Source organism: Ruegeria atlantica, assembly GCF_001458195.1.
Lineage (GTDB): Bacteria > Pseudomonadota > Alphaproteobacteria > Rhodobacterales > Rhodobacteraceae > Ruegeria > Ruegeria atlantica.
Genome location: NZ_CYPU01000021.1, coordinates 66,082 through 89,244 on the forward strand (window position 1 = coordinate 66,082; position 23,163 = coordinate 89,244).

The 23,163-nt window shown below is 57.9% G+C and carries 24 protein-coding genes; 13 read left to right on the forward strand and 11 right to left on the reverse strand.

The features are described from left to right. Nucleotides 1–5: 5 nt before the first annotated feature. Both RUA4292_RS06185 and RUA4292_RS06190 read right to left on the reverse strand, forming a co-directional pair. Nucleotides 6–848 carry a DUF2182 domain-containing protein gene (locus RUA4292_RS06185; RefSeq protein ID WP_058276876.1) on the reverse strand — a complete coding sequence of 281 codons (843 nt, stop codon included), beginning with the start codon at nt 846–848 and terminating at the stop codon, nt 6–8. Between the two features lie 13 nt (nt 849–861). Continuing rightward, on the reverse strand, nt 862–1,497 hold the full coding sequence (locus RUA4292_RS06190; RefSeq protein WP_058275624.1) for a DUF1326 domain-containing protein: 636 nt from the start codon (nt 1,495–1,497) through the stop codon (nt 862–864). Nucleotides 1,498–1,813: 316 nt separating this feature from the next. On the opposite strand from RUA4292_RS06190, the gene RUA4292_RS06195 reads away from it, so the two are divergent. The 3 genes from RUA4292_RS06195 to RUA4292_RS06205 all read left to right on the forward strand — a co-directional run bounded on the left by RUA4292_RS06195 (nt 1,814) and on the right by RUA4292_RS06205 (nt 3,528). Next, a complete protein-coding gene (locus RUA4292_RS06195; RefSeq protein WP_058275625.1) occupies nt 1,814–2,518 on the forward strand; it encodes a DUF533 domain-containing protein in 705 nt (234 codons plus the stop codon). Between the two features lie 126 nt (nt 2,519–2,644). After that, nucleotides 2,645–2,812, forward strand: a complete 168-nt coding sequence (rpmG, locus tag RUA4292_RS06200; RefSeq protein ID WP_058275626.1) for a 50S ribosomal protein L33 — start codon at nt 2,645–2,647, stop codon at nt 2,810–2,812. Nucleotides 2,813–3,021: 209 nt separating this feature from the next. After that, complete coding sequence (locus RUA4292_RS06205) at nt 3,022–3,528, forward strand: hypothetical protein (protein WP_158506973.1); 507 nt, start codon at nt 3,022–3,024, stop codon at nt 3,526–3,528. 176 nt (nt 3,529–3,704) lie between these two features. On the opposite strand, the gene RUA4292_RS06210 is transcribed toward RUA4292_RS06205, so the two are convergent. Both RUA4292_RS06210 and RUA4292_RS06215 read right to left on the reverse strand, forming a co-directional pair. Next, complete coding sequence (locus RUA4292_RS06210) at nt 3,705–4,481, reverse strand: Bax inhibitor-1/YccA family protein (RefSeq protein WP_058276809.1); 777 nt, start codon at nt 4,479–4,481, stop codon at nt 3,705–3,707. 181 nt (nt 4,482–4,662) lie between these two features. After that, nucleotides 4,663–4,872: a DUF1127 domain-containing protein gene (locus RUA4292_RS06215; RefSeq protein ID WP_058276810.1), complete on the reverse strand. Its 210-nt coding sequence runs from the start codon at nt 4,870–4,872 to the stop codon at nt 4,663–4,665. Between the two features lie 127 nt (nt 4,873–4,999). Here RUA4292_RS06215 and RUA4292_RS06220 point away from each other — a divergent pair, with 127 nt between their 5' ends. Beyond that, the gene (locus RUA4292_RS06220; RefSeq protein WP_058276811.1) at nt 5,000–5,881 is read left to right on the forward strand and encodes a LysR family transcriptional regulator; all 882 of its coding nucleotides are present in this window, start codon (nt 5,000–5,002) and stop codon (nt 5,879–5,881) included. A 7-nt stretch (nt 5,882–5,888) separates the two neighbouring features. Here the strand turns inward: RUA4292_RS06220 and RUA4292_RS06225 are convergent, their stop codons facing one another. Then, complete coding sequence (locus tag RUA4292_RS06225; protein ID WP_058276878.1) at nt 5,889–6,845, reverse strand: NADPH:quinone oxidoreductase family protein; 957 nt, start codon at nt 6,843–6,845, stop codon at nt 5,889–5,891. A gap of 320 nt (nt 6,846–7,165) precedes the next feature. On the opposite strand from RUA4292_RS06225, the gene RUA4292_RS06230 reads away from it, so the two are divergent. From RUA4292_RS06230 to RUA4292_RS06240, 3 genes are all read left to right on the forward strand, one after another. Then, nucleotides 7,166–7,537, forward strand: a complete 372-nt coding sequence (locus RUA4292_RS06230) for a helix-turn-helix domain-containing protein (RefSeq protein ID WP_058275630.1) — start codon at nt 7,166–7,168, stop codon at nt 7,535–7,537. A gap of 44 nt (nt 7,538–7,581) precedes the next feature. Further along, nucleotides 7,582–8,373: a histidinol-phosphatase gene (hisN, locus tag RUA4292_RS06235; RefSeq protein ID WP_058276812.1), complete on the forward strand. Its 792-nt coding sequence runs from the start codon at nt 7,582–7,584 to the stop codon at nt 8,371–8,373. A 114-nt stretch (nt 8,374–8,487) separates the two neighbouring features. After that, nucleotides 8,488–9,822 (forward strand): 8-oxoguanine deaminase, encoded by a 1,335-nt coding sequence (locus tag RUA4292_RS06240; RefSeq protein WP_058276879.1) that lies wholly within the window; start codon nt 8,488–8,490, stop codon nt 9,820–9,822. Here the strand turns inward: RUA4292_RS06240 and guaD are convergent. After that, nucleotides 9,819–11,108 (reverse strand): guanine deaminase, encoded by a 1,290-nt coding sequence (gene guaD, locus RUA4292_RS06245; protein ID WP_058276813.1) that lies wholly within the window; start codon nt 11,106–11,108, stop codon nt 9,819–9,821. The genes RUA4292_RS06240 and guaD overlap by 4 nt on opposite strands. 139 nt (nt 11,109–11,247) lie before the next feature. On the opposite strand from guaD, the gene mgtE reads away from it, so the two are divergent. Together mgtE and RUA4292_RS06255 are read left to right on the forward strand one after the other, a co-directional pair. Then, nucleotides 11,248–12,642, forward strand: a complete 1,395-nt coding sequence (mgtE, locus tag RUA4292_RS06250; protein WP_058276814.1) for a magnesium transporter — start codon at nt 11,248–11,250, stop codon at nt 12,640–12,642. After that, nucleotides 12,639–13,202 (forward strand): 5-formyltetrahydrofolate cyclo-ligase, encoded by a 564-nt coding sequence (locus tag RUA4292_RS06255; protein WP_058276815.1) that lies wholly within the window; start codon nt 12,639–12,641, stop codon nt 13,200–13,202. The genes mgtE and RUA4292_RS06255 overlap by 4 nt, the downstream gene beginning before the upstream one ends. Nucleotides 13,203–13,207: 5 nt before the next feature. On the opposite strand, the gene RUA4292_RS06260 is transcribed toward RUA4292_RS06255, so the two are convergent. Beyond that, nucleotides 13,208–13,441 carry a putative hemolysin gene (locus tag RUA4292_RS06260; RefSeq protein WP_058276816.1) on the reverse strand — a complete coding sequence of 78 codons (234 nt, stop codon included), beginning with the start codon at nt 13,439–13,441 and terminating at the stop codon, nt 13,208–13,210. 89 nt (nt 13,442–13,530) lie between these two features. Between RUA4292_RS06260 and RUA4292_RS06265 the strand changes: the two genes are divergently transcribed. The 3 genes from RUA4292_RS06265 (at nt 13,531) to RUA4292_RS06275 (ending at nt 17,054) form a co-directional block, all read left to right on the forward strand. Next, nucleotides 13,531–14,346: a TIGR00282 family metallophosphoesterase gene (locus RUA4292_RS06265; RefSeq protein WP_058276817.1), complete on the forward strand. Its 816-nt coding sequence runs from the start codon at nt 13,531–13,533 to the stop codon at nt 14,344–14,346. Nucleotides 14,347–14,436: 90 nt separating this feature from the next. Beyond that, nucleotides 14,437–16,215, forward strand: a complete 1,779-nt coding sequence (locus RUA4292_RS06270; RefSeq protein ID WP_058276818.1) for an SLC13 family permease — start codon at nt 14,437–14,439, stop codon at nt 16,213–16,215. 98 nt (nt 16,216–16,313) lie between these two features. Continuing rightward, nucleotides 16,314–17,054: a YbaY family lipoprotein gene (locus tag RUA4292_RS06275; protein ID WP_058276819.1), complete on the forward strand. Its 741-nt coding sequence runs from the start codon at nt 16,314–16,316 to the stop codon at nt 17,052–17,054. 14 nt (nt 17,055–17,068) lie between these two features. On the opposite strand, the gene RUA4292_RS06280 is transcribed toward RUA4292_RS06275, so the two are convergent. The 4 genes from RUA4292_RS06280 to RUA4292_RS06295 form a co-directional block, all read right to left on the reverse strand. Further along, complete coding sequence (locus RUA4292_RS06280; protein WP_058276820.1) at nt 17,069–18,730, reverse strand: FAD-binding dehydrogenase; 1,662 nt, start codon at nt 18,728–18,730, stop codon at nt 17,069–17,071. Between the two features lie 11 nt (nt 18,731–18,741). Further along, nucleotides 18,742–19,599 carry a bile acid:sodium symporter family protein gene (locus tag RUA4292_RS06285; RefSeq protein WP_058276821.1) on the reverse strand — a complete coding sequence of 286 codons (858 nt, stop codon included), beginning with the start codon at nt 19,597–19,599 and terminating at the stop codon, nt 18,742–18,744. A 72-nt stretch (nt 19,600–19,671) separates the two neighbouring features. Next, nucleotides 19,672–20,406 (reverse strand): glutamine amidotransferase, encoded by a 735-nt coding sequence (locus tag RUA4292_RS06290; RefSeq protein ID WP_058276822.1) that lies wholly within the window; start codon nt 20,404–20,406, stop codon nt 19,672–19,674. A 16-nt stretch (nt 20,407–20,422) separates the two neighbouring features. After that, entirely contained in the window at nt 20,423–22,195 is a 1,773-nt protein-coding gene (locus RUA4292_RS06295; RefSeq protein ID WP_058276823.1) for an SLC13 family permease, read from the reverse strand. 110 nt (nt 22,196–22,305) lie between these two features. Here RUA4292_RS06295 and RUA4292_RS06300 point away from each other — a divergent pair, with 110 nt between their 5' ends. Next, the gene (locus RUA4292_RS06300; protein ID WP_058275643.1) at nt 22,306–23,046 is read left to right on the forward strand and encodes a YebC/PmpR family DNA-binding transcriptional regulator; all 741 of its coding nucleotides are present in this window, start codon (nt 22,306–22,308) and stop codon (nt 23,044–23,046) included. Nucleotides 23,047–23,163: the final 117 nt, after the last annotated feature.

Here is a 23,163-nt window from a genome sequence, read left to right on the forward strand (position 1 = left end):
GGGATCTAAAAAATGCTCATAACGGCGTCCAGGACTACCCAGAGACCCACGGCAATCAGGGCCAAGCCAGTCAAAGTGGGCAACCAGCGTGCGCCCGGCAGCAACTTTTCCAAAGCCACGTAAATGGCGATTCCGGCAATCCAGTACAGATTCATGATCCCGCCGACGAACAGCAGCGCCATCAAGGCCCAGCAACAGCCCAGACAGTACAGCCCATGCAGAGCACCAATTCGGAACGCACCATATGCGCCAGGTTTGTGATGATCGGCGATGAATCGCGCAGGGCTTTGACAATGCCGCAGACAGGCGGACTTGAGGTCCGACAACTGATACGCGCCCGCCGTAATCAGGACGCAGCCAGCAAATGTTTTGGACCGGATTGTCATCATTGGACCATCGGACAGCCCGATGCTTTCCAGCCCCCATTGCAACCCCGTCGCGGCAAGGCTGAATAAAGCCCAGGCGATCAGGTAGCCTGCGAGAAAGCAAAAGCTGAACTGCGCGGCCTTATCACGTTCGGGTCCCGCACGCTTTATCGCCGAATACAGCAAGACCGCAGGTGCAGCGCTGGGGGTCATCATCGCGATCATCATGACCCACCACATCAGAAAGATCAGGATTGCGTATTGCAGGTCCCAAAGGGGCGCTACGCCCATTTGCATGGGCTCTCCGATCGGACCCGCCATTCGCGTCATCTCGGTAGCGGTCATGTTCATGCCGATCCCGGCGATGGTGTACCAGGCTGCAACCAGAACAATCAGCGACACACCGAACAGCACGATGACCCGCTCACGCCGCATAAGTCGCTCGACCGCCCCAGTGCGGGGCGGTGTGGGATGGGATGTCATGATGACCCCCGGATCAGGCGCCCAGGACACCGTGGCCCGAAATGTTCAGGTGGGCCAAATGAGCGTGCGTCGCGTCAAAGGTCAGGCTAATTTCGCCGCCATGTGTCTTGGCAGAGCCCGAGGCAGCTTCGGCGTGCCGGTATTCAAACCCGTTTGGCAGCTGAATTGACGCCCGGTGCGCCGCACCCGAAACGATATGCGGAATCGGGCTGACTTCGACATCGAAGATGCCGTTCACCTTTGCAAACCCGGTGCGCTCGTCGCGGTCCCAGTTCAGCTCGATCGGAACGAAAAGCGTTTCATGTTTGGTCGGAGCCATGGCGCTATAGACATACCAGAAGGTTGCCATTTCATCGGTATCTTCACCGGTCATGATAGCTTGCAGGGCCGCGCGCTGATCGGCGCTGGCGCTGGCATCTATGATCAGTTGCATCTGACCGTTGCCCTCATGGATCGGGCCAGGCCAATAGTACACCCCAGCCGCCCTTACGCCAGCCAGATCTGTGTCCCCATAGTGGCCGCTTTCGATGTCGAATACGACGACGGCCTCGCAATTGCCATGTGTCGGAAGTACGCTGAACTGGCAAGGACAACCGAAGTTGCAGTTACAGTTGGCCAGCTCTTCGCCCTTAATGGTCCATTCAGTCATGATGCCCCCTAAACAAAATCAATCGTGCAAACCCTGCTTGCACGGTTGCTTGCCTGTTCATGGAGCCTCGAAGATCGAGCCGAAAATTGGCTTCTTTAGATTGTTGATGGCGCGGTAGGTATCACATATTCGAATTTCTGACAAATTAGACATGCGCTTGTGCGGGAATACGCCTGTTACATGTTCACTTGGTGAAACGAAGCCACCATTGGTCAGCTTTGCGCTAGCGTTAGGGCATCTGCTTTATCTGCGGATTTTTGAGTCGCAGATATCTGCTATATTGCAAAAACGCATTTTGAATATTGGGAGGATTGTTATGAGTTTCATGAAGGCACTGGCTTCGGTCGCAGTTGGATTTGCTGCAGCAAAAGGCATGGAAAAGTACAAGCAAATGGGCGGGATGGCCGGTCTGCAAGATATGATGCAGGGCGCCGGGGGCGGCTTTGGCATGGATCAACTGGGCAAGATGGCAGAACAGTTCGGGATGCCGGGGGGTGCCGGTGGGCTCCAGGAGATAATTGGAAAGCTTGGCATGGCCAATCCGGCCGGGGCCGCAGGTCTTGGTGGGCTGATGAATGCGATGCAGGGGGCAGCAAAATCAGGCAGCCAGCAGACCGCCGACATGATGGATACGGTATTCAAAGGCACACCCGGGGGCGCGGCGATGGAGGAGCAGGCCAAGCTGATGCTGCGCGCGATGATCCAGGCAGCCAAGGCGGACGGAGAGCTAGATGAGCAAGAGAAGGAAACCATTCTGGGCGAATTGGGTGATGACATCAGCGATGAAGAACGCGCCTTTGTCCAGGATCAGTTGAATGGCCCGATTGATGTTATCGGCCTGGCTGCTGATTCCGGTGCGCCATTAAAAGCGCAAGTCTATGCCACGTCTCTGGCGGCGATTCGTCTGGATAACCAGCGCGAGGCCTCTTACCTTGTTCAACTGGCCACCGCGTTGGGTCTATCTGATGCCGAACGCGACCAGATTCACACGTATATGGGCGCGCCGACCCTTTCGACGTAGGCCTGATCCCTGATCAGCCGATCATGTGCCCAATTGCCCTTGACACGAGCCGTGCAAGGCGTAAAAGCGCACGCTCATAGGAATTCAACCGAAAGGCCCCTGCCTTTTCGGACGCAGGAGATAACCATGGCGAAGCCGACGACAATCAAGATCCGTCTGAACTCGACCGCGGGCACGGGCCACTTCTACGTGACCAAAAAGAACGCTCGCACCATGACCGAGAAAATGATCGTTCGTAAATACGATCCGGTTGCTCGGAAACATGTCGAGTACAAGGAAGGCAAGATCAAGTAATCTGCCGTCCAACTTGGACAGAATGTAAAAGGGTTTCGCTGATGCGGAACCCTTTTTCTTTGTGCATGCGGCTGGGTGAAATGCCCGAAATCAGAAACTGGCCGTTGCAGTGGCGCATCAGCGTAACGGCTATTCGGTTGGGCGGCGGGTTGCTTTTTGGAACCCCTTGGCCATACGCTTCAGCAAATCGTTCCAAAATGTTGGTCGCCATGAAAAAAATCTTGTTATCCACAATTGCCGTTTTCACACTTGCGGCTTGTGAAGACCCCTATAACCGATCGGGCGTTGGCTTCACGGGCATCGATGGTGAGCCCCGGACCCTCTCGGATGTTCCGGGTGCGGTCTCGTTCCTTCCTGACGCCACTAATATTCCTGCGGAACTGGCTTTGTTGCCATCCATCCCGGTCGTAACGGATCAGACCGACGCGGAAAAAATAGCCCGCGTCGCGATCGACAACGGTGGGCGCAGCGATACAAACTCAGTCGTTCTGACCGGTTCGGACATGAACCTGTTCTTAAGCACAGTCAGCGTTAACGGCACTTTGTTCGGAGTTCTTCGAACCGCAAACAACAGCACCCGCGTGGACAACGACATCGGCGCAGCCTTTGGCCAAAATGCCGAACAGTTTACCGGGTGCTTGCCTGCAGGTGACGTGTTCCGCAAGGGGTCGTCGTCGCGCAGCTCGGGTTTTGCGGTTGCGCTGAACTGCAGCTGATCGAACCACGCAGTTACGAAATGATAAGCCTCCACTGTCTCGGTGGAGGCTTTTTTGTTCTTGGCGACATAAGTCTGCGCCGCCTGTTTGCCGTCCTGGGCAGGATGCCATGCAACGAGGCAAACAAAAAAAGCGGGCCAAATCTGGCCCGCCTTTGAAATCGAATTCCGGCTGTCTTATTCGCGGTTGCCGAACAGCTGCAGCAGGAACATGAACATGTTGATAAAGTCCAGGTACAGGCTCAGCGCGCCCATGATTGCGGCTTTACCCAACCATTCCTGGTCGCCCGAATGAGCCATCTGCAGGTAGGTGGTTTTGATCTTCTGCGTGTCATAGGCGGTCAGGCCAGCAAAGATCAGTACACCGATCACCGAGATCGCGTACATCATCGCGGGTGACTGCAGGAAGATGTTTACAACCATCGCCACGATCAGGCCAATAAGACCCATGATCAGGAAGGTACCCATTCCAGACAGGTCTTTCTTGGTCACGTAGCCATACAAGGACAGCCCTGCGAAGGCGATCGAGGTGATCAGGAATACTTGAATGATCGACATGCCGGTAAAGGCAATGAAAATCCAGCTGATCGACAGGCCCATCACCGCTGCGAATGCATAGAATACCAGCTGCGCAGCTGCGGCGGACAAGCGGTTGATGCCGGCGCTAAAGCCAAAGATGAACGCCAGAGGTGCAAACATGATTACCCAGCGCAGAGGCGATGTGTAGATCGCGGCACCCAGCGCCGTCAGATAGGTGCCCGAGCTGATTTGCCCGGCTGCGGCCGATGGGTCGGTCGTGGTTGCAAGCCCGGAAATGGCCCAGGCCGCCATGAATGTAATCAGCATGCCCACAGACATCGTGCCGTAGACTTTGTTCATATGGGCGCGTAGGCCCTCGTCAATCTGGGCAGCGCGCGCACCGGTCGCCGTCCGGATCGTGTCAAATTGTGCCATTAAGGGTCTCCCTTTGCATATTTCTTGTCGGACCAATGAAATTGGCGCCGTTCCCCGCAAATATCGGCAAGTGCGGGCTGTGTTTCAAGGGTTTAACGCCCGAAACTGGCTAAAACACGCAACAAAAATGGCAGCCCGACGGTTCGCGCTGCCATTCACCGAGAAAAGGTGCAGTGTCGAATCACTTTTGCCAGAACTCTGGCGCATCCCAAATGGATCGTGACGCCTCGGCTTCGGCCTGTTGGCGGGTGATGCCGATGTCTTCCAGAGCGCGATCATCAAGTCTGGCAAGTGTTTGGCGCTGGCGTAGAAGAGAGAGCACATCCCGAAGCGAGGACAACAAAGAGCGACGCTGCGGTGTGCAGTGCTGTTTGATTGCTATTTGGGTCATATTTATTGTCCTTTCTCTGTTTCATGATGGTTGATCGTGTTTCCATCAACTTTCTTGATTTATATGGCGCAATATGTCACATTTTGAAAATGAATATTTATGAAGAGATGCATAAGGATTTGTGAACATGCGAAATCTGGATATCACCACGCTCCGTTCCTTCGTTGCCGTTGCTGACCAAGGTGGCGTCACACGGGCCGCCGGATTTCTGCATCTGACGCAATCCGCCGTGTCGATGCAGTTGAAGCGGTTGGAAGAGTTGCTGGGCGTCGAATTGTTGGACCGTAGTGGACGTACAATTGCGTTGACTGCATCCGGCGAGCAGCTGCTGGCCTATGCCCGGCGCATGATCGCGCTGAATGACGAAGTGATCTCAAAGCTCACAGATCAGGCCTACGAAGGCGAGGTCGTTCTAGGGGTCCCACATGACATCGTCTACCCGGCCATTCCGCGGGTCTTGCAGCGTTTCAATGCTGACTTCCCGCGGGTTCGAGTGCAACTGATTTCATCATATTCCCTTCAGCTGAAAGAAATGTTCAAGCGCGGCGAGTGCGATTTGATCCTGACAACCGAAGCATCAGCCAGTGATGGATCTGAGACCGTCGCTGAGTTGCCCTTGCGATGGATTGGGGCGCCGGGCGGGTCAGCATGGCGTAAGAACCCGATTCCGCTGGCTGTTGGGCGGCGGTGCGCGTTTCGGCCCCAAATGATCTCGGCCCTCGATGCCGAAGGTATCCCGTGGGAACTATCCGTCGAAACAGAAAACGACCGCACGATCGAGGCGACAGTCAGCGCGGATCTGGCTGTCCACGCCATGCTGGACGGGACCGAACCCGCACATCTTGAACAGATCGATACCGGAGGGGCGTTGCCGGAACTGCCAGCCCACATGATCAACCTGTATGGGGGCGAGACCGGGCGCGGCGCCGTCGTCGAAGCGCTGGCTGCGCTGGTGCGACAGAATTTTCGTATGCTGGGCAGTGTACCGCTCAAGGCTGTCGTGGGGTAAGCGCCCGTTAGGGAGTAATAACCACTTTGCCGGTGGCCACGCGGTCGCGCAGCAACTGCATGCCTTTGTCGGCCTCGGCCAGCGGAAGAACGTGGCTGATATGCGGCTTGATCCGCCCCTCGGCGAGCCAGCCGAAAAGCGTGTCAAAGCTGTCCTGAACGACCTGAGGTCGGAATCTCAGGTAGCCGCCGATGTAAAACCCAATCACGGTCAGGTTCTTTACCAGCAGATGGTTGGCCGGAATTTGGGGAACGTCGCCGCCCGCAAACCCGATGGGCAACAGACGGCCTTCGGGGTTGGTTGCCCGGAACGCGGCCTTGAAGACATCCCCTCCGACAGCGTCATAGACGACATCCGTGCCGCCCAGTTCCTTGACGCGTGCGCGCAGGTCTTCCGAGGCGTCGATCAGGTGATCCGCACCAGCCGCGCGGGCCACATCCAGTTTTTCCTGCCCGCGGGCATGGGCAATTACCGTCGCGCCCATCAGCTTGCCGATTTCGACGGCGGTAAGTCCAACCCCACCTGCGGCGCCGGTCACCAAAAGGGTCTCGCCCGGCCTTAGATGCGCCCGGTGATCAAGGGCGATGTGGCTGGTGCCGTAAGCGATCTGAATGGCCGCGGCATTTTCAAAGCTAATTGCGTCGGGCAGGGGAATTGCACGGCTCGCATCAAAAACGCCATATTCCGCCAGTCCGCCCTGACCGGAAAATACGGCTACACGGTCCCCGACATTCAAGCGCGTAACTCCGCCACCTAACTTGTCGACAACGCCCGCGACTTCCATACCCAGCGTGAACGGAGCCTCGGGCGTGTCCTGATACGTACCCTTCTGCATCAGCAGGTCTGCAAAATTCAATCCGCAGGCCTTGATCGCGATGCGCACTTGCCCGGTGCCGGGTTCGGGAAGGTCAATATCAGCCAATTGGGCGGCGCTTCCCTGGGATTGAATCGTGAATGCCTGCATGATCGCGCTCCGTAATTTTGGGGCATAGATTCTTTTCAGCCAGGGTTTGTCAATCATTTCTGCGGGCGCATTGGTTGCTTTCGGGTGCCCGACAGCGGGTGCAGTACGCATCGAAGCGTCAAAAGCACACAACCTTAAATCTTTGTGACGGGAAACGAATTCAACCTTCTTGAAAAATTACCCAAATGCGGCAATATTGCGCTATGGTGCTGTTTTGGGGGTATGTTCCAAATTAGGGAGTGGTTAAGTGCGACTCGCTAGTGTTGCGATAAAAAGCAACGCGCGCCCCTAGTAGTTGTGTGTAAAAGAGGAGAATACCAATGACCCATCACGTCGATGTCCATGTGGGCAAGCGCGTCCGGCATCGCCGCTGGCTGATTGGCATGACCCAGCAGCAGTTGGCGCAGCAAGTTGGTATTAAGTTTCAACAAATTCAAAAGTATGAAACTGGGGCCAACCGGATCAGCGCGTCTCGACTGTGGGACATTGCCGAGGCATTGGACGTTCCCGTCAGCTTTTTCTTTGAAGGTCTGGAAGAGGCCGAAAAAGAAACATCAGGCAAAAAGTCGGTTCCTGCCGATCTGATGGGGGATAAGGAAGCGCTGGACCTCGTGCGGTCCTATTACGCGATTCCCGAAAACCAACGTCGTCGCCTTTTTGAGCTGGCGCGGGTTCTTAGCGACGTCGCATAAATTAGCGGGTTGACTTCAAACCGTGCGCGCCTCACGGGTTACGCATGCAAGAGACCTCTTTAAGCGATCTGGAAGTTGCCGAAGAAATGGCCGACGCGGCGCGTGCGGCCATTCTTCCGTATTTTCGGAAAACCAGTCTGCACACTGCGAACAAACTGGATGATGGGTTTGACCCCGTCACTATAGCCGACCGAAACGCCGAAAAGGCGATGCGCGCGGTTCTGGCGCGCCATCGGCCCGAAGATGGCATTTTTGGCGAAGAGTTCGGTCGCGAAGAAGGCTCCAGCGGACGAACTTGGGTTCTGGACCCCATCGACGGTACCCGCGGTTTCATCAGCGGTACTCCGACTTGGGGGGTTCTGATTGCTCTGAGCACAACTGACGGCCCGATTATGGGGGTGATCGACCAGCCCTATATCGGCGAACGATTTGTGGGTTCGGCGGATATCGCGCAGTTCACCGGCCCATCCGGAACGGCACCGTTGAAGACACGCTCGACATCCGCCTTGGATCAGGCGGTTGTTTTTACGACCTTCCCCGAGGTTGGCACACCTGAGGACCGCGCAGGGTTCGAAGCGGTGGCCCGGCAAGCAAAGTTGACCCGTTATGGCATGGATTGTTATGCCTATGCGCTGGTGGCGGCGGGGCAGGTTGATCTGGTGATCGAATCCAGCCTGAACGCCTATGACATTCAGGCCCCCATTGCAGTGATCGAGGCTGCTGGTGGGGTTGTGACTGACTGGCGGGGCGGTCCGGCCCATAATGGCGGGCGGGCTCTGGCGGCGGCGAATCCCGAACTGCACGCGGTCGCACTGGAAATCCTGCGCAACTATTGAAACTGGTTGCCGCAATTTGGCCGGTCGGGTAGGTTTTACGCGGCTGGTTCTTATGCCCGTTTTCCGCCAGCCTTTGCACTTCTTGCATGAGACGGGCTGTTGCAGGAGGGCGAATTGACCGAAATCCTTATCAAAAATGCAGATACCATTCTGACGATGGATGATGCGCGGCATGAGTTGTCGGGCGCAGACATTCTGATCGTGGGGGGGCAGATCGCGCAGATCGGCCACAACTTGCAAACTGACGGTGAGATCCACGATGCTGCGGGTTGTGTTGTGACGCCCGGGCTGGTGAATACCCATCACCATCTGTACCAAACCCTGACGCGGGCTGTGCCGGGCGGGCAGGATGCACTGCTGTTCGGATGGTTGCAGACACTCTATCCGATCTGGTCCCGGTTCGGCCCTGAAGAGATGTTTGTGTCGGCTCAGATTGGTCTGGCTGAATTGGCTCTGTCGGGCTGTACGCTCAGCTCTGACCACCTTTACCTTTACCCCAACGGCGCGCGCCTGGACGATACGATCGCTGCCGCCGCCGAAATTGGCTTGCGGTTTCATCCGACTCGTGGAGCGATGAGTATCGGGGAAAGCGACGGCGGGTTGCCGCCAGATGCATTGGTCGAGGTCGAATCCGATATCCTCGACGATATGGTCCGCGTGGTTGACGCGTTTCATGATCCATCCGATGGGGCGATGTGCCGGGTAGGGTTGGCACCTTGCTCCCCGTTTTCCGTCAGCAGGGACCTGATGCGCGACACAGCAATCCTTGCGCGCGACAAAAGTGTGATGCTGCACACTCATCTGGCGGAAAATGATGAGGATATAGCGTATTCGCAGGCGCAGTTCGGGTGCCGCCCTGGTCAATATGCCGAAGATCTGGGTTGGACCGGATCAGACGTCTGGCACGCGCATTGCGTGAAACTGGACGGGGCCGAGATTGATCTGTTCGCCAGAACCCAAACGGGCGTGGCGCATTGCCCGTGCTCAAACTGCCGCTTGGGGTCCGGTATCGCACCGGTTCGAACCATGCGTGATCACGGGGTTCCGGTGGGTCTGGGCGCCGACGGTTCGGCCAGCAACGATAACGGCAGTCTGATCCTCGAGGCCCGACAGGCCATGCTGCTGCAGCGCGTTGCCAATGGCGCGGATGCGATGTCGTCACGCGAAGCGTTGGAAATCGCGACACGCGGCGGGGCAGACGTGCTGAACCGCCCTGATTGTGGTCGGCTAGAGCCCGGCAAGCGCGCTGATATCGCCATATGGGACACGCGCGGTATCGAAAGTGCAGGCAGCTGGGACCCGGCCGCATTGCTGTTGGCCGGACCGATGAAGGTGAAACACTTGTTTGTTGAAGGCCGCCAGATCGTGCGCGACGGGCATGTCACGACGTTGGACCTGCCGCGCGTGATCGAACGGCAGACCCAATTGGCCCGCGCTTTGCAGGCCTAGGAAGACACGCGGCGACCGGCGATCCAAACCTCAGCAATCGCCCGGTCGTCGCCCATCATGATCGTAGGAAAGATCGCCTCCCACAGGTCATCGGCGCAGGCTTCACGCTGGGCAATTGCCGGGGTTGACGCGAGGTCGAGCACGACCAGATCAGCCTCCATCCCCGGTGCGACATTGCCGATGCAATCATCCATCCGTAGCGTACGGGCCGAGCCAACCGTTCCCAGCCACAGCAGTTGCGCCGCGTGCAGGGGCGAGCCGCGCAGTTGCCCGATTTCATAGGCCGAGGCCATCGTGTGCAGCATTGAAAAGCTCGACCCACCGCCGGTATCTGTTGCCAGACCAACCCGGTGCCCTTCGCGCATCAGCCCGTCCATGTCGAACAAGCCGGATCCGATAAAGGTGTTTGAAGTCGGACAATGGATCAGCGAGGCATCAACCTCGCGTAGCCGGTCACGTTCGCGCGATTCCAAGTGGATAACGTGGCCGTAAACGCCATGCGAGCCCAGCAGCCCGAACTTTTCGTAGGTATCCAAATAGTCCCGCGCATCAGGGAAAAGCTCACGAACCCATGAGATTTCGTCTGTCTGCTCGCTCAGGTGTGTTTGCATCAGGCAATGCGGGTGTTCGGCCCACAGTGCGCCCATCGCCTCAAGCTGCTCGGGCGTGGATGTGGGCGAGAACCGTGGTGTGATGGCGTAGGATATCCGGTCGACACCGTGCCATTTCTCAAGCAGCGCCTGCGATTGATCATAGGCCGTCTGCGGGGTATCCCGCAGCCCTTCGGGCGCGTTGCGATCCATACAGGTTTTGCCCGCCACCACACGCTGCCCGCGTTGCTGGGCAGCCGTGAAGAACGCATCGACGCTTTCGGGATGGATGGTGCAGAAACTGCACATTGTTGTGGTGCCATGCGAGGCTGTCAGATCCAAATAACGGTTGGCGATCTCGGCTGCATAGTCGGGGTTCGCGAACTTCATTTCCTCGGGGAAGGTATATGTGTTCAGCCAGTCGAACAGGCGCTTGCCCCAACTGGCGATCATGGCGGTTTGTGGGTAATGGACATGCGCATCCACAAAGCCAGTCATGATCACGTGCTGACCGTGGTTTACGATTTCGGCGTCGGGGTTCGCAGAGATCAGATTGTCAGCATCGCCGACTGCAGATATGCGGCCGTCTTCGATCAGGACCGCTTCGCTGATTGTCACAGCCTCTGTCGGCTCACCTTCGAATGGTGATCCGTTGAAGCTCAGGACACGCCCTTTCAGCAGCGTTTTTTGCGCCATTTCCGTTCATCTCCGCCTGTATGGGACTGCGAAACAGCATAGTGGGGCGAAACTTGTCGGTAAATCGGCGCATTGTCATTGTTTTCCGGTAGCTGCTTCTTCTAATTAGGGGCAATGCGCGAACCAACCGGGGGCAGACATGACGACAGGCTATGATGAACCCGTAATCGATTCCGCCAGCGAGGAAGACGTCTATGCGCTGGATCGCCGGACAGTTGCCGCGATCCTGTATGCGGTTGATGTGGAAGATCGCGACAAGCTGATCGAGCTGATGGAGCCGCTGCACCCTGCGGACATTGCCGACCTCCTTGAACAGATTAATCCCTATGACCGTGGGCGTTTGATCCGTCTTTATGACAAGGAATTTGACGGCGATATCTTATCCGAACTGGATGAGTCCGTCCGCGAAGAGGTTATCAGTGTCCTGCGCCCCGACGTTCTGGCCGACGCCGTGCGGGAAATGGAGAGCGATGACGTCGTCGACCTGCTGGAAGACCTTGAAGAGCCGCAGCAAGAAGCCATCCTGGACGCGCTGGAAGATTCCGAGCGGATCGCCGCGGAACAGGCGCTGTCCTATCCGGAAAACTCAGCCGGTCGCCTCATGCAGCGCGAGGTGGTTATGTCGCCCGAGCATTGGACCGTGGGGCAGACCATCGATTTCATGCGCGCCAATGATGACTTGCCGGAACAGTTCTATCATGTTGTTCTGGTTGATCCGCGGCTCAAACCGGTGGCACAGGTCACGCTGGGCAAGCTGATGGCAACCCGGCGCGAAGTGCCGTTGCACGACATCGCCGAAGAGGAATTTCACACCATCCCCGTCGATCAGGACGAAGAGGATGTGGCCTACGCCTTTAACCAGTACCACCTGATTTCCGCCCCGGTGGTTGATGCCGATGGGCGTTTGGTCGGCGTGATTACCATTGATGACGCCATGGTTGTTCTGGACGAAGAATACGAAGAGGACATGTTACGCCTTGCCGGTGTCAGCGACGAAAGCTCGCTGTCCGACAGTGTCGCCGCAACCAGTAGGCGGCGCTTGCCGTGGCTGGCTGTCAACCTGTGTACCGCAATATGCGCGTCACTGGTCATCTCGCAGTTCGAGGCGGCGATCAATCAGTTGGTGGCACTGGCAATCCTGATGCCGATCGTTGCCTCGATGGGGGGTAATGCCGGGACGCAGTCACTGACGGTTGCGGTTCGGGCGCTTGCAACGCGCGACCTGACCGGATCGAACGTGGCGCGCGTTATCCGGCGAGAATTGCTTGTGGGAGTACTCAATGGTCTGTGCTTCGCGACCGTTTTGGGGACTGTCGGCATGATGTGGTTCGATTCACCCTTGCTGGGTGTCGTGATCGGCTCGGCCTTGGTCGTGAATATGGCGATCGCAGGCTTCGCAGGTACGGTAGTACCGGTTGTGCTGGATCGTCTGGGCATTGACCCGGCGCTGGCGTCAGGGACTTTCGTGACCACCACAACGGATGTCATGGGGTTCTTCATCTTTCTTGGGCTTGCCAGCGTGGTGCTTCTGTGACCGATCTGACTGAAATTAAGGCCGTCGCCCGTAAGGCGGCATTTGCGCGCCGGAAGGCTGCATTCGATGCGCGTTTGCCGGGTGCCGCCGGACGTTTGTCCGAAGTGCTTGCGGGGCATCGCGGCGTCCCGATGTCGGGGTACATGCCGATCCGCACCGAAATTGATCCTTTGCCTGCTATGGCCGAGGCCGCGGCTTATGGCCCGGTCGGTGTGCCGGTCATTCAGGCCGCCGGGCAGGCGTTGCGGTTTTCGCGCTGGACACCCGAGGGCGTGCTAAAGGATGGCCCGTTCGGCGCCAAGGTTCCCGAGATTGACGATTATTTTGACCCCGAAATACTGGTTGTGCCGCTGGTTGCATTTGACGCGCAAGGCGGAAGACTGGGATATGGCGGTGGCTTTTATGACCGCACGCTAGAGGGATTGCGCGCCAAGCGCCCCACACTGGCCATCGGCTTTGCCTTTGACGCACAAGAGGCCGAGGGGCTGCCGTTGGAACCCACGGATCAGCCGTTGGATATGGTCATCACTGAAAGCCGAGTACTGACGTTCTCGGCCTGACCGCCTTAGGTCGGGCTGTTTTCGCGAAAGTACTCCCACGCGTCCACTTCTGTGCCATCGGGCAGGATGCAGATGCCGATCTGGCCGCCTTCGCCATCTCGGATTTCGTAACGATTGCCGCTTTCAACGCAAAAGGTTGCTGCCGGGTTCGCCAGCTGGGTGGACGAGTCGTTTGAAGCAGGTTGGTCGCAAGCTGAAAGCGCGGTCAAACTGGCGGCGGTCAGAAGGGCAGGGCGCATGGGAAATCTCCTGCATAATGTGCTTTGGCGGTTTATTCTGCCAGCTTAACCACTTGTGCTTGAGAGATACCACACTTAGGACAGTTCGAATGAGGATACTTTTTCTGGGTGACGTGATGGGCCGCGCCGGACGCGCGGCCATTCAGCAACATTTGCCGCGTCTGCGCGACGAATGGCGGTTGGATTTTGTCGTGGTCAATGGCGAGAACGCATCAAACGGGATGGGCCTGATCGGGGATCACGCTAAACTGCTGTTGGATGCCGGGGCCGATTGCCTGACACTGGGCGATCACGCGTTCGACCAGAAGGACATGTTGCAATTCATCGAAAGTGAACCCCGTATTGTGCGCCCGGTGAACTTTGCCAAGGGCGCGCCGGGCAGGGGCCACCGGTTGTACACCGCGCCGGGCGGGCGCAAGGTTCTGGTTGTTCAGGTGTTGGGGCAAGTCTTCATGAAACGCCCCTTTGATGATCCGTTCTCTGCTATTGAACCAATCCTGAAGTCGCACCCGCGTGGCGGGCAAGCGCAGGCGATCATCGTCGATATGCATTGTGAAGCGACTTCCGAAAAGATGGCCATGGGCCACTTTTGCGACAAACGCGCCAGCCTTGTTGTGGGCACACATACGCATGTGCCGACTGCTGACGCGCAAATCCTGCCGGGTGGCACGGCCTATCTGACGGATGCGGGCATGTGTGGCGATTATGACTCGGTCATCGGCATGGACAAGCTGGAACCGATGCGCCGGTTTATCACCGGTATGCCCAAAGCCCGGTTCACTCCGGCTAATGGCGAGGCCACGCTAAGCGGAGTGTTCGTTGAAACCGATGACCGTGACGGTCAGGCGAAATCTGTTCAAATGGTGCGCATTGGTGGGCGGCTACAGCAAGCTGGCCCACAGTAAGGGCACGTCAGGCTTGCTCTGTCGCGCGCAATGCGTGAAACTGCCTGACGGGCGCGTAAACCAGGCCAGGGTTCGGACAGAAAACCAAGAATGCAATTCCTTCAACTGACAGAAATGGGAAGCGCGATACTGGCGCTGTTGGTCGTTGCAGGCATGTTCACCATGTTCCTGCGCGAATCCTATCCGACTGAAGTGGTCGCAATTGGTGGCGTGGCCGTGATGCTGGTGACGGGCATTCTGCCCTATCAAAGCGCACTTGCCGTTCTGTCAAATCCGGCCCCTTGGACGATTGCCGCGATGTTCATCATCATGGGAGCATTGGTGCGTACCGGAGCACTGGACGCATTCACATCGACCGCACAGAAACAGGCACAGGTAAGTCCCAAGGTCGCAATCGCGACGCTGATGGCCTTTGTTGTCTTTGCCTCGGCGGTGGTTTCAAACACGCCCGTGGTGGTCGTCATGATCCCCGTATTCGTTCAGATCGCGCGGACGCTGAACGTGTCGGCCTCGAAACTGCTGATCCCGCTTAGCTATGCGGCCATTCTGGGTGGTACGCTGACCCTGATCGGGACCTCGACCAACCTGTTGGTTGATGGTGTCGCGCGGGCCCAGGGGATGACCCCGTTTACGATATTCGAGGTCACGCCGCTGGGCATCGCGCTGGTCATTTACGGCATGTTCTACCTGCGGTTTGTCGCGCCGCGCCTGCTGCCGGAACGGGACAGCATGGCGACAATGCTTAGCGATCGGTCGAAGATGAAGTTCTTTACCGAGGCTGTCATTCCCCCCGACAGCAACCTGATCGGACGTGAGGTGACGGGCGTGCAGCTGTTCAAACGTCCTGGCGTGCGCCTGATCGACGTCGTGCGCGGCGACGAGTCGTTGCGGCGCAACCTCAAGGGCGTCGCTTTGAAAGTTGGCGACCGTGTCGTTCTTCGGACTGAGATGACGGAACTGCTGAGCCTGCAATCCAATAGAGAACTCAAGCGTGTCGATCAGGTCTCGGCGGTTGAGACGAAAACGGTCGAGGTGCTGATCACTCCGGGTTGCCGCATGGTGGGGCGGACGTTGGGCACGATGCGTTTACGCCGCCGCTATGGCGTCTATGTGCTGGCGGTGCATCGGAGAAACCAGAATATCGGGCGGCAATTGGATGATCTGGTCGTGCGGGTCGGTGACACGCTGCTGCTGGAGGGTTCACCTGCAGATATCCGGAAACTGGCTGCTGATATGGATATGGTCGATGTGACCCAACCTTCGGCCCGCGCATTCCGCCGCAGCCACGCGCCGATTGCCATCGGGGCGCTGACCGGGATCGTTGTGCTGGCCGCGCTGGGCGTTGCGCCCATCCTGCTGTTGTCGGTCCTTGCTGTTGCGGTTGTTTTGATTACGCGCTGCATCGACGCGGATGAGGCATTTTCCTTTGTCGAAGGACGATTGCTGGCCCTCATCTTCTCAATGCTGGCCATAGGCTCGGCATTGGATAAATCCGGTGCAGTTTCCTTAATTGTCGAAGCCGTGGCGCCGGGTCTTGGTGCCCTGCCACCATTCCTGATCATCTGGGCGGTCTATTTGCTGACCTCTGTGCTGACAGAGCTGGTGTCGAATAACGCCGTGGCAGTTGTGGTGACGCCGATTGCCATCGGTTTGGCGCAGGCCGTGGGCGTTGATCCGCGTCCTCTGGTGGTGGCGGTCATGGTGGCAGCCTCGGCTTCATTTGCGACGCCGATCGGATATCAGACCAACATGATGGTTTACGGCCCCGGTGGGTACAGGTTCACAGATTTTCTGAAAGTTGGCGTGCCGCTGAATCTGACTGTGGGTTTGCTGGCTTCGCTGTTGATCCCTCTGATCTGGCCGCTTTGAGTTCGGCACGGAACCGCTGGTTTTCCGGCGAAGTCCTTGTAAAATCAAAACCTCATACAATGTTTTGAATAAGTGATTTTGCGAAAAGGAGCACGCCAATGCTCAAGACCGGATATACTGCGCTTACGGTTGCGGCCACATCAGCCATGCTGAGCAGCGCGGCCATCGGCGGAACGATCGAAGGCACTGCAACATATCGCGAACGTATCGCCGTACCACCGGATGCGACGCTTTACGTGCAATTGCAGGACGTCTCGCGCGCGGACGCACCGTCGGTGACCCTGTCGGCAAAGCGCTATGCGCTGACCGGAGTGCCAGCACAGTTCGAGCTGAGCTATGACGACGCCCTTATTCAAGAGGGGATGCGCTATGTGGTGCGTGGTTCGATCTTTCAGGGCGACAAGCTGTTGTTCACAACCGATACTGCCTACCCCGTTCTGACGAATGGGGCCGGGAACACGACCGATCTGATGCTGGTCAAAGTACAACCGCCCGGGGCAGCCGTGCTGGAGAACACCAACTGGACTGCAACCGGCCTGAATGGCGCAGCACTTGAGACCGAAAGGCGCCCCGCGCTTTCATTCGCCAAGGATGGCGCGTTCTCGGGCAGCGGTGGATGTAACCGGTTTTCCGGCCAAGCCGAGATTGCGGGCAACAATATTGAATTCCCCGACAACATGGCCGCCACCTTGATGGCCTGTCCGCCGCCACTGGATGAAGTTGAGCGGCAGTTTTTCAAAGCCCTTCAGGGGGTGACAGCATATGCCTTCAAAGGCGATACGCTGGTGTTGCTGGACAACGCCGGGCAAGCCGTCGTGCAATTTGCCCGGGAACAGTAGGGTTTAAGGGGCCGTCACGCGACGGCCCTCGACCGCCCTGCATTGCGTCCCGAGAAAATGCAGCCACCCAGAAATGAACCTTCGAGCGCGTTGTAGCCGTGATAGCCACCGCCGCCAAAACCCGCGACCTCTCCGGCTGCGAACAGGCCGGGAACGACCTGACCGTCTGCGCCCACCATCTGACTGTCCAGATTGGTCTGAAGCCCACCCAGCGTCTTGCGCGTCAGCACGTGCAGTTTCACCGCGATCAGCGGGCCATTGGCCGGATCAAGGAACTTGTGCGGCTTGGCGGTTCGGATCAGTTTGTCTCCACGGTAGTTGCGCGCGGCCAGAATGGCGGCCATCTGCGCATCCTTGGTGAACGGGTTGTCGATCTGGTAATCCCGCGCCTCGATCTGGGCGCGTAGATGCGCCTCATCAATCAGCCCTCCGCCCAGATGGTTCATGCCGTTCACCAGTTCGGTGAGGGTGTTGGCGACAATGAAGTCCTCGCCATGTTCCTTGAACGCTTCAACCGGGGCAGTGGCCTTGGAGCCTGTCAGGATACGTTGGAACAGAACCTCTTTCCAACCACCGTCGGTCATGTCGGGGTTCTGTTCGGACCCGGATAGGGCGAATTCCTTTTTGATCACCTTCTGGGTCAGAACGAACCAACTGTATTCATGGCCGGTTTTCAGGATTTCTTTTAGCGTTCCCAATGTATCAAAACCCGGCAGGCACGGCGGTTTCAACCGGTTGCCTTCAGCGTCGAACCACATTGAGCTTGGGCCGGGCAGAATGCGAATACCGTGCGATGGCCAGATCGGATTCCAGTTACGCACGCCTTCGGTGTAATGCCACATCCGGTCGCCGTTGATCACATGGCCGCCGGCCTTTTCGCTGATGCCGATCATGCGGCCATCAACGTGGAATGGCACGCCTGCGACCATGTCCTGTGGTGGCTCGCCCAGACGGTCGCGTGGCCAGCTTTTGCGCACCATTTCAAAATTCCCGCCGATGCCACCTGACGTGACGATGACGGCTGGGGCGTAAAACTCGAACTCGCCGACCTCATCACGGTTGGTCTTGGCGCCGTGGGGTGCGGTGTCGTCTGCCAGAACTTCGCCCGAGACGCCTTTGGCAGCGCTGTTCTGCATGATGATGTGGCTGACTTGATGGCGGAATTTAAGCTCGATCAAACCGTTGCCGACATGGTCACGCACCCGGCGTTTGAAATGTTCCAGAACACCTGGGCCGGTGCCCCAGGTGATATGAAAGCGGGGCACAGAATTACCGTGACCATCCGCATATGATCCACCGCGTTCGGCCCAGCCGACAATCGGAAACCAGCGCAGGCCCATGTCATGCAGCCAAGGGCGCATCTCACCGGCGGCAAATTCCACATAGGCCTCGGCCCATTTGCGGGGCCATGCGTCCTCGTCACGATCGAACTGCGCGCTGCCCATCCAGTCTCGCAAGGCAAGGTCGTAGCTGTCCTTGATGCCCATGCGCCGCTGTTCCGGCGTGTCGACCATGAACAGGCCGCCGAGACTCCAAAACGCCTGACCACCGAGGAAATGCGCGGGTTCCTGATCGACCACGATCACCTTTTTGCCCCGGTCGCCCAGTTCAGCTGCGGCGGCCAACCCGGCCAGCCCAGCCCCCACGACGATGGCATCGGCAGAGTTATTCGTCATGTCTTATCCTTTCAGCGGCTGCGGAACCAAAGGATGAAGGGCAAGGCCACAACATACATCGTTATTCCGTACACAGCCGAGGGCAGGGCCAACGGGCTGAACCCGCTTTCCGTCGCCGTGATCAATGCAGCCAGTGTAATCCCAAGTGTCGAGTTTTGTATGCCGGTTTCGATGGAAACAGTCTTGCTTTCATTCCATGACAGGTTTGCGGCACGCGCCAGCCCCAGCCCGATCAGCAAAAGCGCGACGTTCAATGTAATCAACCCAGCGCCCATGACGCCGAGGTTGTCGACAAACAGCTGCCAGTTTCCAGCCAGAGCAGCCAGAACGATCAGCACGAACAGAACGGTCGCAAGCTTGGACAGCGCGGGCTCGATCCGCTTTGCAAAATCTGTTGCAAAGCTGCGAAGCGTGACGCCAAGCGCCACGGGTAGCGTTGTGATCAGGAACATGACGATCGCAAGCCCTGAGATGGACACCTCGGGTGCCGCATCGCCCATGAAATAGTTCACTGACCACGCAGCAAGAAATGGCACGGTTACCATCGAAAGCAGGCTGATGACGGCCGTCAAACTGACCGAAAGGGCGACATCACCCTTTGCCAGTTTCGACAGGATGTTGCTGGTCACACCGCCAGGGCAAAAACTGAGGATCATGAAGCCGACCGCGATCTCGGGTGGCAACGCAAAAAGTGTGACCGTGACAAAAGCCGCGACCGGCAGCAGTACAACCTGGCACAACGCACCGATGGCGAAAGGATAGCGCCGGCTGAGTACGCGGCGGAAATCGGCGACTTCGAGCCCGACGCCCAGAGACAGCATGATAATGGCCAGCGATAGCGGCAGGCCGACATTTATTAGAAGATCCAAGAACAACTCCTCCCAAAGCCGTTCGGGCCACCCTAAGCGAGCGGTTGCGGATCAGGCAATAACGCCGTTGGGTCACCCATAGCGTTCGGCAAATCTGCGGAGGATTTCGGCCGGTTGCGTGACGTCCGCTGCGTGACAAATGTCGATCAGGCGCTGGGCGTCTTCGGGCGGAAAATAGCCGTGGTTCTTGTAGATATTGATGCGCTGCTCAAAATCGCGCGCGTCCGCCTCGGGGTGGAATTGCGTGGCATAAACATTCTGCCCCCAGCGGATCATCTGAAACGGGCAGGGGTCCGAGGCCAGCAGGTGGATGCACCCGTTCGGCAGCGCCTGCACGGCCTCTTTGTGGCCCACGAAGGCGTCGAATGTTCCGGTCAGCCCTGCCGTCAGCGGGTCTTGCGCCCCGTCTTCGGTCAGGTGGCAGGTCGAAGGTCCGACAGGTTCACCGTATTTCTCTTTGCTGACGTCACCGCCAAGATGGGCGGCCAGAATGCCCAGCCCATAGCAGCATCCCATAAACGGATGATCCCGCGCGATGATTTGCGGCATCAGCCCCATGATGGTCCCTTCAATGCGCGCGTCGGTTTCGGATTTGGTTGCGGGGTCGTCACTGACGCATCCCGGTCCACCACCAACAATCACGCCGGCATAATCCGTGACATCCAGATCGTCGGGCAAAGCTTCGCAATCCAATCGGATACGATGGGTCTGGTTGGGGGTCAGGCCCGTTTTGTCCAGGATCGAGGCATATTCGGCATCCGAAGCATCGGTTTCAGGGCGCAGTTGCAGGATCAGAAATCGTGTCATGAATGGCTCTTATCCGTCAAAGAGGCCAGAAGACAAGGATGGCGGGAATGGAAACGGCGATGATCAGGATTTCCAGCGGCAACCCCATGCGCCAATAATCACCAAACTGATACCCTCCGGGCCCCAGCACCAGCGTATTGTTCTTATGCCCGATCGGCGTCAGGAACGCGGCTGAGGCAGCAACGGCAACCGTCATCAGGAACGGGTCGGGTGAAACCTCAAGCGTGCGGGCCATCTGGATGCCGACCGGAGCTGCAACAATTGCGGTGGCCGTATTGTTCAGTACGTCCGATAGGGTCATGGTGACCACCATCAAAACGGTCAGAATGGCCCATGCCGGCAGCCCGTCGGTCAACTGAATCAACGCATTCGCAATCAGTTCTGTACCGCCTGACGTCTCCAACGCGCTGCCTAGCGGGATCATCGAACCCAGCAGAACGACAACGGGCCACTCGATATGATTGTAGATATCGGCAATCGGCATGATCTTGGTCAGAACGTAGGCGACAACGACCAGCCCCAAAGCGATGGGCAGGTAGATCAGCCCGACACTGGCCGCCAGAACAGCTGCACCAAACAAGCCAATGGCAAGCCATGCTTTTTCGTTGGCGGTGACGTTCAGACCGCGTTCAGCAAGTGGCAAACACCCCAGCCATTCGGTCACATCGGCACTGCGGTCACGTGGGCACAGCAGCAACAGAATGTCGCCTGCCTCAATCTGAGTTTTGCGGACCTGTTCGGTAATGCGACGGCCCTGACGTGAAATCCCCATCAAAACGGTGCTTTGACGCCAGGCCAATCCCAGGCCCTGCGCGGTGCGACCGGTGACGCGTGCGTTTAGCGGCACAACTACCTCAATCACTTCAAGACCGTCCCCTTCGGCGGTCAGCAATTCCTGACGGCGGGTATCTGAGAAATCGAGGTTCAGCGCGGTGCGAAATTCGTCTAGCGCCTCGGGGCGGGCCTCCAGCACCAAAGCGTCGCTCGGTTTGATTGTAGCATGGGCCGACCGGCCATAGCGCCGTTTGCCATCTCGAATAAGGCCGATGATGGCCACGTCGGATTTCTCGGCGGCCTCATAAAGCTCGCTGACACGTTTTCCGATTTGCGGCGACTCTGGCGGGACCGTCAGTTCCGCGATGTATTCGGCAAGGGTTTCCGAGGCCTCTTCCTGTGTTCCGCGATTGGGAATCAACCGCCATCCGATCAGCGCGACAAATGCCAGCCCGGCAATCGCGGCCAATCCACCAACGGGGGCGAAATCGAACATTCGGAACGGTTCACCCAAGGTCTCAGCCCGGATCGATGCGATGATGATGTTAGGGGGCGTTCCAATCAACGTGGCCATGCCGCCCAGAATAGTGGCAAAACTCAGCGGCATCAGGGTCAGACCGACCGGTCGCCCCGCCTTGCGCGCGGTTTGGATATCGACCGGCATCAGCAGCGCCAGCGCGGCCACGTTGTTCATAAAAGCCGACAGAACAGCGCCAATCCCGCCCATCAGCGCGATGTGCGCGCCAAGCCCGCGCGAGGCATCGACCAGTGTGCGGGTGATCAGGAAAACAGCGCCGGAGCGCACCAACCCGGCCGAGACAACCAATACCAAAGCGACGATGATCGTGGCGGGGTGTCCGAACCCGGCAAAGGCGTTATCGACCGGCACAACACCCAGCGTAACTCCGATCAATAGCGCGGTGAAGGCCACAAGGTCGTATCGAAACTTCCCCCAAAGCAGCATTCCAAACACAGTGGCGAAAAGGGAAAAAAGAATAATCTGGTCTGTCGTCATGCGGCCACCATACCCTTCGCGGCGACTGTCGCAAGCCGCTCTCTTGATCCTTGGCCCCGCAAACGTCTATATGAGCGCCGAATACGCAATCACGATGACGAGGACGCAACATGGCAGGCCATTCCAAATGGGCCAACATCCAGCACCGCAAGGGGCGTCAGGACGCCGCGCGGTCCAAACTGTTTTCCAAACTGTCAAAAGAGATCACCGTCGCTGCCAAGATGGGCGACCCGGATCCTGAAAAAAACCCACGGCTGCGTTTGGCCGTGAAAGAAGCCAAGTCACAGTCAGTTCCAAAAGATGTCATCGACCGCGCGATCAAGAAATCGACGGCGGGCGAAGGCGATGAATACGAAGAGATCCGGTATGAGGGCTATGGCCCGAACGGTGTGGCGGTGATCGTCGAGACGATGACCGACAACCGCAATCGCACAGCTTCGACCGTGCGTTCGACTTTTTCCAAGAACGGCGGCAACCTGGGTGAAACCGGTTCAGTTGGCTTCATGTTTGAACGCAAGGGCGAAGTGGTTTATCCGGGTTCCGTCGGCGACGCGGACACCGTGTTCGAAGCCGCAATCGAAGCCGGTGCTGAAGATGTCGAAAGCTCGGAAGAAGGGCATATCATCTGGTGTGCCGATACCGACCTGAACGAAGTGTCGAGCGCCCTTGAAGCTGCGCTGGGGGAAACCGATTCCACCAAGCTGATCTGGAAGCCTACGACGACAACCGAGTTGGGTCTGGAAGACATGCAAAAGCTGATGAAGCTGGTCGATGCGCTGGAGGACGACGATGACGTTCAACGCGTGACGACGAATTTCGAAGCCACAGACGAAGTCATGGCTCAGCTCTGATCCGCATTGCAAGAAAAGTACGAAAAACCCGGTCTTTGGCCGGGTTTTCATTTTTGACACAGGGGGTTCTTGGCCGGTTGCGTGGAACTGAGTACCATGGATTGATCAAACCCAAGT